We start from the raw sequence: 8,228 nt of genomic DNA on the forward strand, positions 1-8,228 counted from the left end.
GGTGGGTGGTCATGGCCGGTGCTCCTTCCGGAGGTCCGGATGTCCGTTTCCTCCTACCACGGTCCCACGAGCTCAGTGCGCCGCGTCCAGCCTGGCCCGCTGCTCTGCGGTCAGTTCCAGGTCCACCGCGGCGAGGTTCTCCTCCAGCTGGGCCACCGAGGAGACCCCGGCCAGCGGGACGACCGGCAGCTCGCCGCCGATCTGCCGGGCCAGCACCACTTGGTTGACGGTCGCCCCGGTCTCCCGGGCCACCTCGCGCAGCACCGCCAGCCTGGCCGGGGTGCCGGGGTGGTCGAAGTCCGCGGGCAGCCGGTCCGGGTGGGTGTAGGCGCCCTTGAGCAGGGGCGAATAGGCGACCAGGGTCAGGCCGGGCTCAGCCCGCAGGTAGCTCAGCAGGTCGGGGCCGGCGTGGCCGAGGCTGCCGTCCGGGAAGAGGGCCTCTGGTACGTCGGTGCGGGGGCGCAGGTGGGTGTGCGCGTACTGGAGCACCTCGTAGCCGGGCAGTCCGGCCGCGGCGGCGAGGGCGCGGGCCCGCTCCACCCGCCAGGCGGCGTGGTTGCTCACGCCGAGCAGTCCGACGGTGCCCTCGGTGACGAGGGCGGCGAAGCCCTCGACGGTCTCCCCCAGCGGAACGGTGTGATCCTCGATGTGCGCGTACAGCAGGTCCAGCTTGTCCACGCCGAGCCGTTCGCGGCTGCGTTCGGCGGACTCGCGGATCACCTTCGCCGACAGGCCTTCGGGGTTGTCCACGTAGCTGGTGCCGGGGGCCAGGGGGCGGGCGCCGAGCTTGGTCGCGATGACGATCTCGTCGCCGATGCCGCGGCTGCGCCGCCACCGGCCGAGGAGTTCCTCGCTCTGGCCGCCCTGGCCGCCGTCGACCCAGAAGGCGTAGTTGTCGGACGTGTCGATGAAGGTGCCGCCCGCCTCGGCGTAGCGGTCGAGGACGGCGAAGGACGTCTTCTCGTCCGTCGCCGAGCCGAACAGCATCGCGCCGAGCGCGAGCACGCTCACCTCGCGGCGGGTCTGCGGGTCCGTGCCGATCGTGCGGTACTTCATGGCTGCTCCTCCCGTGCGCCCCGGGGTTCGGGGCACGAACGGGAGTCTTCATCTTGAAGCGCACTTCAAGTCAAGGCCCGCGCGGGTCAGTTGGCGAACGGTCCCTCCAGCGCCGCCCACTGCAGCAGCATGATGGTCTTCGCGTCGGCGATCTCCCCGGTGCGGATCATCTCCAGGGCCCGGCGGAAGGGCAGTTCGAGGATCTCGATGTCCTCGCCCTCCTCGTCCAGGCCGCCGCCGTCGTGGGTGTGGGTCGACGGGCCGTAGGCGGCGGCGTAGAAGCTGACGCGTTCGGTGACCGAGCCGGGGCTCATGTAGACGTCGAAGACGTGCCGGACCTCGCCGATGGTGTGGCCGGTCTCCTCCACGACCTCGCGTCGCACCGCGATCTCCGGGTGCTCGTCATCGTCGTCGAGCAGGCCGCCCGGGGTCTCCACGAGCATGCCGTCGGGGTGCCCGTTGACGTACACGGGGAAGCGGAACTGGCGGGTGAGCAGCACGGTTTCGCGTTCGGTGTCGTACAGCAGCATGGTGGCCCCGTTGCCGCGGTCGTGTGTCTCGCGTTCCTGGGTGCTCCAGGTGCCGTCGGCGTGCCGGAAGTCGAAGGTCGTGGTCCGCTCGACGTACCAGTGGCTGGACAGGAGCTTCACGTCCCGCACCTTGACGCGGGGGTTGCCGGTCAGGTCCCGGCCGGTCCGGTCGAGTCCGGTGCGGCCCCTGCGGTCGGGGGTGTCGATGCCGGCGGTCATCGGGCACCAGCCGGGCGGGAGGAGAAGGGGGAAGTGGTCATGCCCGCTTCTACCATCCGGGGCCGCCCGGTGCCGCACGTTCCGGATCGGCACGGGTGTCAGACACGGGAGGTGACGCGTCTGCGACTGCCCGTCGCCCGGTGGGTCGGGACACAGTGGGAGGCCGGTGTCGCGGCTCCTGCGGGCAGGCCTGCGGGCCACGGCGCTCCGATTCGCCTCACGGGGGAGGAACCATGGAAACCGGCCGGAACACCAGACACGCGCTCGTCGTCGGCGCCGGTATCGGCGGACTGGCCACCGCGCTCGCCCTCGGCCGTGCCGGGTGGCGCGTGACCGTGCTGGAGCGGGCGGCGGCCATCGGGGAGATCGGTGCGGGCATTCAGCTCAGCCCCAACGGGGTACGCGTGCTGAGGTCCCTGGGCGTGCTGGACGACCTGCTGCCCACGACGTTCCGTCCCGAGGCCGTCGAGATGCGGCTCGGCCGTTCCGGTCGGCACGTGTTCCGCATCGAACTCGCCGAGACCGCCGTACGGCGGTGGGGCGCCCCCTATCTGCACGTCCACCGTGCGGACCTGATCGACGCCCTCCTCACCGGGACGGTCGGCAGCGGCCTGGACATCACGCTCCACACCGGGTCGGCGGTGAGGAGCTACGAGCAGAGCCTCGAGGAGGTCACGGCACTGCTCGACTCGGGCCGGCGCGTCAGCGGCAGCCTGCTCGTCGGTGCCGACGGCATCCACTCGGTGATCCGCAGTCAGATGCTGGGTGCCGGCGAGCCCCGGTTCACGGGCCATGTCGCCTGGCGGGTCACCGTCCCGGTCGAGCGTCTGGGGAATGACGTGCCCCCGCCCACCGCGTGCCTGTGGGTGGGCGACCGGCGTCACGCGATCACCTACCGGCTGCGGGGCGGGGCACTGGCCAATCTGGTGGCGGTCGTGGAGCGCGACGAGTGGCGGGGAGAGTCCTGGACCGAGCGTGGCACACGGCAGGACGCGCTGGCCGACTTCAAGGGCTGGCACCCCACGGTCACCACCACCATCCGCGAGGCGGACGCCCACTACCGCTGGGCGTTGTTCGACCGCGAGCCCCTCGAGACCTGGACCGACGGACGCGTCGCGCTCCTCGGTGACGCGTGCCATCCCATGCTGCCGTACCTGGCCCAGGGCGCCACCATGGCCCTCGAGGACGCACGGGTTCTCGCCCACCGGCTCGAGGGCACCGACGACGTGCCCCGGGCGCTGCTCTCCTACTCCGCGACGCGGCGAGAGCGCACCGCACGCGTCCAGGCCGGATCACGCCAGAACGGGCAGCGGTTCCACCAGGGAAACAGCTTCGCCTACCTTCCCCTGTGGCTCCTGGGGAAACTGGCTCCCCGCCGGTACCACCGCCGGCTGGACTGGCTCTACGGGCACCGGTTGCCGTGATCGCCTTCACCACCGGCCCACAGGAAAGGGCTCCCGGTCCGCAGGAAGCTCCACCGGTCCACAGGAAAAGGCCCCCGCAGGCATCTGCCCGCGGGGGCGTTCCGCACCGTCGGGACGACAGGATTTGAACCTGCGACCCCTTGACCCCCAGTCAAGTGCGCTACCAAGCTGCGCCACGTCCCGGTGCGCGCGTCCGCGGTGAACCGCGGGATGGCGCGAACAGCACTTTACCCCACACCCCGGGCTACGCCGAAGCGGGCCGGAGCGCGGGACAATCGGCGTATGGGCAGCACAGGCAGTACGGGAAGCACGCACAGCACGTCCTCCGGCCGGCCGGCCGACGCACGGGACCGCGACACCGAGGGGCGGGCGCGCAACGCCCGGCCCCGGGACGGGCTCGGGCGGCCGTTGCCGTACGACGCGCCGGGCGTGGCGCGGCAGCCCGAGGGCGTCGTCCGCACCCCGGAGGAGACCGTCGCCGAGGCGCAGCGGCTGCTGGACGAGGGGAAGCCGTTCCACGCGCACGAGGTCTTCGAGGACGCCTGGAAGTCGGGGCCCGAGGAAGAGCGGGAGCTGTGGCGCGGGCTCGCCCAGCTGGCCGTGGGGCTCACCCACGCCGCCCGGGGCAACCTCACGGGCGGGGCGCGACTGCTGCGGCGCGGGGCGGGCGCGGCCGAGGAGTGGGTGTCCGGTTCCGGGCGGGCGCAGCCGTACGGGATCGATGTCGCGGCAGTCGCCGTCTGGGCGCGGGAGCTGGCCGAGGACGTGGAACGGGGCGGCACGACCGTGGACGCGGGGGCGCGGGCGCCTCGGCTGCGGGGACGGGGAGCGGTGTAGCCGATCAGGCGTCTCTGCCGACCTGGGACGGGGAGCGGAGTAGCCGATCAGGCGTCTCTGCCGACCTGGGACGCGGCGCGCGTGCTGTCAGTGGCGTGCGGACGATTCATGTCATCGCGGTATCGGCGCGGGCCCACGAGCGCACGAGCCGGATGATGGACACGCATCCGCCCGCCGCACCGACGCCCCCGCGACCGGCACGACTGGAGCACACATCACCGGGCACCCGTGCGGACGTTCTGGCATGCGCACGTAGTCCACAGGTGTGAGGGTGACGTCGTGACCGTCGTGGAGGAAACCGCACTGCCCGCCTCCCAGCCCCCGGTGCTGGACACCCGTCGCCGCAACGTCGTGTTCGTGACGATCATGCTGGGGATGCTGCTCGCGGCTCTCGACCAGACCATCGTCGGCACCGCTCTGCCGACCATCGTCTCGGACCTGGGCGGGGCGGACCACATGTCGTGGGTGGTCACCTCGTACCTGCTCGCGGAGACCGTCGCGACCGTGCTGGTCGGCAAGTTCGGCGATCTGTTCGGCCGGAAGGTCGTCTTCCAGGTCTCGGCCATCGTGTTCATCACGGGCTCGTTCCTGTGCGGTCTGGCCACCAACATGTCGCTGCTGATCGCCTGGCGGGCGATGCAGGGCATCGGGGCCGGCGGGCTGATGGTCACGTCGATGGCGCTGATCGCCGATGTCATTCCGCTGCGCGAGCGCGGCAAGTACCAGGGCGCGATCGGCGCGGTGTTCGGTGTGTCCACCGTCATCGGGCCGCTGCTCGGCGGGCTGTTCACCGACCATCTGACGTGGCGGTGGGCGTTCTACGTCAACGTCCCCATCGCGATCGTCGTCGTCGCGGCGGCCGCCCGCACCATCCCGGTCGTGAAGTCGGTGTCCCGGCCGGTCATCGACTATCTGGGCATCGCGCTCGTCGCGGCAGGCGCCAGCGCGCTGATCCTGGCGACCAGTTGGGGCGGCAACGAATACGCGTGGGGCTCGGGCGTGATCATCGCCCTGTTCGTGGGCGGTGTGGTCGCGCTCGGTCTGTTCTGCGTGGTGGAGACCCGGGCGCGCGAGCCGATGCTGCCCATGCGGCTGTTCGCCAACCCGGTGTTCACCGTCTGCTCGGTGCTGAGCTTCATCGTCGGCTTCGCGATGCTCGGGGCGCTGACGTATCTGCCGACGTATCTCCAGTACGTCGACGGCGACTCGGCCACGGTGTCCGGCGTGCGGACGCTGCCGATGGTGGCCGGGCTGCTCATCGCGTCGGTCTTCAGCGGCGGCGTCGTCAGCAGGACCGGGCGGTATCGGGTGTTCCCGATCGTCGGCGCGCTGGTGATGGGCGCCGGTCTGTTCCTGATGTCCCTCATGGGCCCGGACACCGGCTCGGGGCTGGAGTCGCTGTACATGTTCGTCCTGGGCACCGGCATCGGCCTGTGCATGCAGGTGCTGACGATCGCGGTGCAGAACACCGTCGACTACGCCGACCTCGGCACGGCGACCTCCGGGGTGACCTTCTTCCGCACGCTGGGCAGTTCGTTCGGCACGGCCGTCTTCGGCACGATCTACACCAACGCGCTGGCGCCCAACCTCCGCGAGGGGGTGGCGCGGGCGGCGCAGACCGGTGGCGTGGAGCCGTACACCGTCGCCAGGGCGGCGACCAGCCCGGACGGCGTGCACGAGCTGCCACAGGCCACGGCCGCCCCGATCATCGACGCCTACGCCGACACCCTCCAGACCGTGTTCCTGTGGACGGTGCCGGTCGCCGCACTGGGCTTCCTCGTCGCCCTGTTCCTCAAGCAGGTCCGGCTGCGCGACACCGCGCGGACCGGGTCGACCGACATGGGCGAGGGTTTCGCCTCGCCGAGCGGCGCGGACTCCCGACGAGTGCTGGAGGCCGCCGTCGGAAAGATCATCGGCAGTACTGACCTGGACACCGCCCGCCGGATCATCCTGGAGTCGGACACCCGGCTCGATGTGGCGGGTGCCTGGGCGGTGATGCAGGTCGAGCTGTTCACGCGGATGGTCGGTCATGCCAGTCTCGGGCTGATCGCCGCGCGGCGGCGGATGCCGCCCGAGGTGTTGCTGCCGGTCTTCGAGCGGATGGTCGACGAGGGGTTCCTGACCCGCGACGGCTCCCTCCTGTCCCACACGGAGGCCGGCGCCCGCGAGGCCGCGGTCATCAGCAGGGCCTGGGCCCGCTGGCTGGAGGAGCGGCTGGGGCAGGACATCGGCCGCCCGTCGGACAGCGACCTGCGCGTCGCGGTCGACGCGATCGCCAAGCGGCTGCTGGTGGAGGATCTGAGCCACGGTCTGCCGGGCGGGCCGGCGAAAACCATGGCGACCAGCACGGCGTGACCGGCGGCTGCCGCCCTGCCCCGGGTACCGACCGGCGGACAGGGCCCACCGTGACCCCCGGGTACCGACCGGCAAGCACGGCTCACCGTGGCTATCGTCCAAGCATGGAGTCCGTGCGTGCCGTGCTCGTCGACATCGACGGGGTGCTGACCGTCTCGTGGCGGCCCTTGCCCGGGGCCGTGGAGGCGTTGCGGGAGATCCGGGATGCCGGGTTCGCCGTGCTGCTGGTCACGAACACCACGTCCCGTACGCGGGCGTCGATCGCCGGCACGCTCGCGGACGCGGGGTTCCCGGTGTCCGCCGAGGACATCCTGACCGCGCCCGCCGCCACCGCCGCCCACCTCGCCGAGCACTGCCCCGGCGCCCGGTGCGCCCTGCTGAACAGCGGCGACATCGCGGAGGACCTCGATGGTGTGATCGTCGTAGACGCGGCGGACTCAGGCGCGGCGGACCCGGGCACCGTGCCGGATGTCGTGCTGATCGGCGGGGCCGGCCCGGAGTTCGGCTACGCGGCGCTGGACCGGGCCTTCGGGCATCTCCAGCGCGGCGCCCGGCTGGTGGCCATGCACCGCAACCTGTACTGGCGTACGGCCGAGCGGCTGCGGCTGGACTCGGGTGCGTTCCTGGCCGGGCTGGAGCAGGCCGCCCGGGTGGAGGCCGAGATCACCGGGAAACCGGCCCGGGCGTTCTTCGAGGCGGCGCTGGCCCGGCTGGGCGTCGGCGCGGGTGAGGCCGTGATGGTCGGGGACGACGTCGAGTCCGACGTGCTCGCGGCGCAGCGGGCCGGGATCACCGGGGTCCTCGTCCGGACCGGCAAGTTCCAGCCGGAAGTGCTCCGGGCCGCCGACGGCACGCCCGACCACGTGATCGACTCCTTCGCGGACCTTCCGGCGCTCCTGCGGGGTTCGGCGCAGCGGTAGCTGCGGGGCGGGGCAGCGACAGTGACACGTCAGCGCAGCAGTAGTTGCAGTCCGCCCACGACCGTCGCCGCGATGACCAGCTGTTCGAACAGCCGTTGGTTGATCTTGTCGACCGCCCACTTGCCGAAGAGCGCGCCGGGCACGACGAACGCCACGAGCGCCAGGTCGAGCAGCAGGGAGCGGCCGTCGATCAGGCCGAGGCCGGCGCTGAAGGGCAGCTTGGAGACGTTGACGATCAGGAAGAAGAAGGCCGAGGTGCCGAGGAAGCCGAGCTTGCGGAAGCCCGCGGACAGCAGGTACATCGACATCACCGGGCCGCCCGCGTTGGCGACCATGGTGGTGAAGCCGCCGAGGACGCCGTAGGAGCGGGCCTTGATCCGGCCCGCCGGGGTGGTGACCGACTCCGGCTCCTGCTCGGCGTCCGCCGTACGCCTGCGCCAGACCGTCACCGCGGCCATCAGCAGCAGGATCACGCCGATCGAGGTCCGTACGATCGCGTCGTCCGCCCACATCAGGAACACCGTGCCGACGACGACGCCCGCGGCGACCGCCGGGAACAGCCGCCACAGCGTGGGCCAGTGGGCGTGCCGCCGGTAGGTGGCGACGGCGAGCAGGTCCCCGGCGATCAGGACCGGCAGCAGCACGCCGGTGGAGGCGCGGGCGGGCAGCACCGCGGCGAAGATGGCGAGGCTGACCGTGTTGGCCCCGCTCACGGCGGTCTTCGAGAAGCCGACGAGCAGGGCCGCGAAGGCGAGCGCGGCGAACTCCCAGCCGGTGATGTGCCAGAGCGTCATGGTGTTCATGCGAGCACCGATGCTATGTGCAACGAACCGGGGCCGGCAGTGCCGTCTCGCCTGGTGGCACGAGGTGGCTAGGCCCGCTCGACC

The 8,228-nt window shown here is 71.8% G+C and carries 7 protein-coding genes and 1 tRNA gene; 4 read left to right on the plus strand and 4 right to left on the minus strand.

Translation table 11 applies throughout. From position 1 onward, the window contains the following. Positions 1-72 precede the first annotated feature (72 nt). Together CA983_RS37030 and CA983_RS37035 are read right to left on the minus strand one after the other, a co-directional pair. Positions 73-1,056 (minus strand): aldo/keto reductase, encoded by a 984-nt coding sequence (locus tag CA983_RS37030; RefSeq protein ID WP_086605120.1) that lies wholly within the window; start codon positions 1,054-1,056, stop codon positions 73-75. An 86-nt stretch (positions 1,057-1,142) separates the two neighbouring features. After that, on the minus strand, positions 1,143-1,805 hold the full coding sequence (locus CA983_RS37035) for an NUDIX domain-containing protein (protein WP_086605121.1): 663 nt from the start codon (positions 1,803-1,805) through the stop codon (positions 1,143-1,145). Positions 1,806-2,038: 233 nt separating this feature from the next. On the opposite strand from CA983_RS37035, the gene CA983_RS37040 reads away from it, so the two are divergent. Beyond that, positions 2,039-3,229, plus strand: coding sequence for an FAD-dependent monooxygenase (locus CA983_RS37040; RefSeq protein ID WP_086605122.1), 1,191 nt, complete (start codon positions 2,039-2,041; stop codon positions 3,227-3,229). 109 nt (positions 3,230-3,338) lie between these two features. Here CA983_RS37040 and CA983_RS37045 read toward each other — a convergent pair. Further along, a tRNA-Pro gene (locus CA983_RS37045) sits at positions 3,339-3,412 on the minus strand. A 99-nt stretch (positions 3,413-3,511) separates the two neighbouring features. On the opposite strand from CA983_RS37045, the gene CA983_RS37050 reads away from it, so the two are divergent. The 3 genes from CA983_RS37050 (at position 3,512) to CA983_RS37060 (ending at position 7,341) form a co-directional block, all read left to right on the plus strand. Then, positions 3,512-4,066, plus strand: a complete 555-nt coding sequence (locus CA983_RS37050) for a DUF309 domain-containing protein (protein WP_086605123.1) — start codon at positions 3,512-3,514, stop codon at positions 4,064-4,066. Positions 4,067-4,345: 279 nt separating this feature from the next. Continuing rightward, positions 4,346-6,421: an MDR family MFS transporter gene (locus CA983_RS37055; protein WP_167407534.1), complete on the plus strand. Its 2,076-nt coding sequence runs from the start codon at positions 4,346-4,348 to the stop codon at positions 6,419-6,421. Between the two features lie 104 nt (positions 6,422-6,525). After that, positions 6,526-7,341 carry an HAD-IIA family hydrolase gene (locus CA983_RS37060; RefSeq protein ID WP_086605125.1) on the plus strand — a complete coding sequence of 272 codons (816 nt, stop codon included), beginning with the start codon at positions 6,526-6,528 and terminating at the stop codon, positions 7,339-7,341. A gap of 29 nt (positions 7,342-7,370) precedes the next feature. Here the strand turns inward: CA983_RS37060 and CA983_RS37065 are convergent, their stop codons facing one another. Then, positions 7,371-8,144, minus strand: coding sequence for a sulfite exporter TauE/SafE family protein (locus tag CA983_RS37065; protein WP_086605126.1), 774 nt, complete (start codon positions 8,142-8,144; stop codon positions 7,371-7,373). Between the last annotated feature and the right edge of the window lie 84 nt (positions 8,145-8,228).

The sequence above is a fragment of the Streptomyces swartbergensis genome (assembly GCF_002148965.1).
GTDB lineage: Bacteria > Actinomycetota > Actinomycetes > Streptomycetales > Streptomycetaceae > Streptomyces > Streptomyces swartbergensis.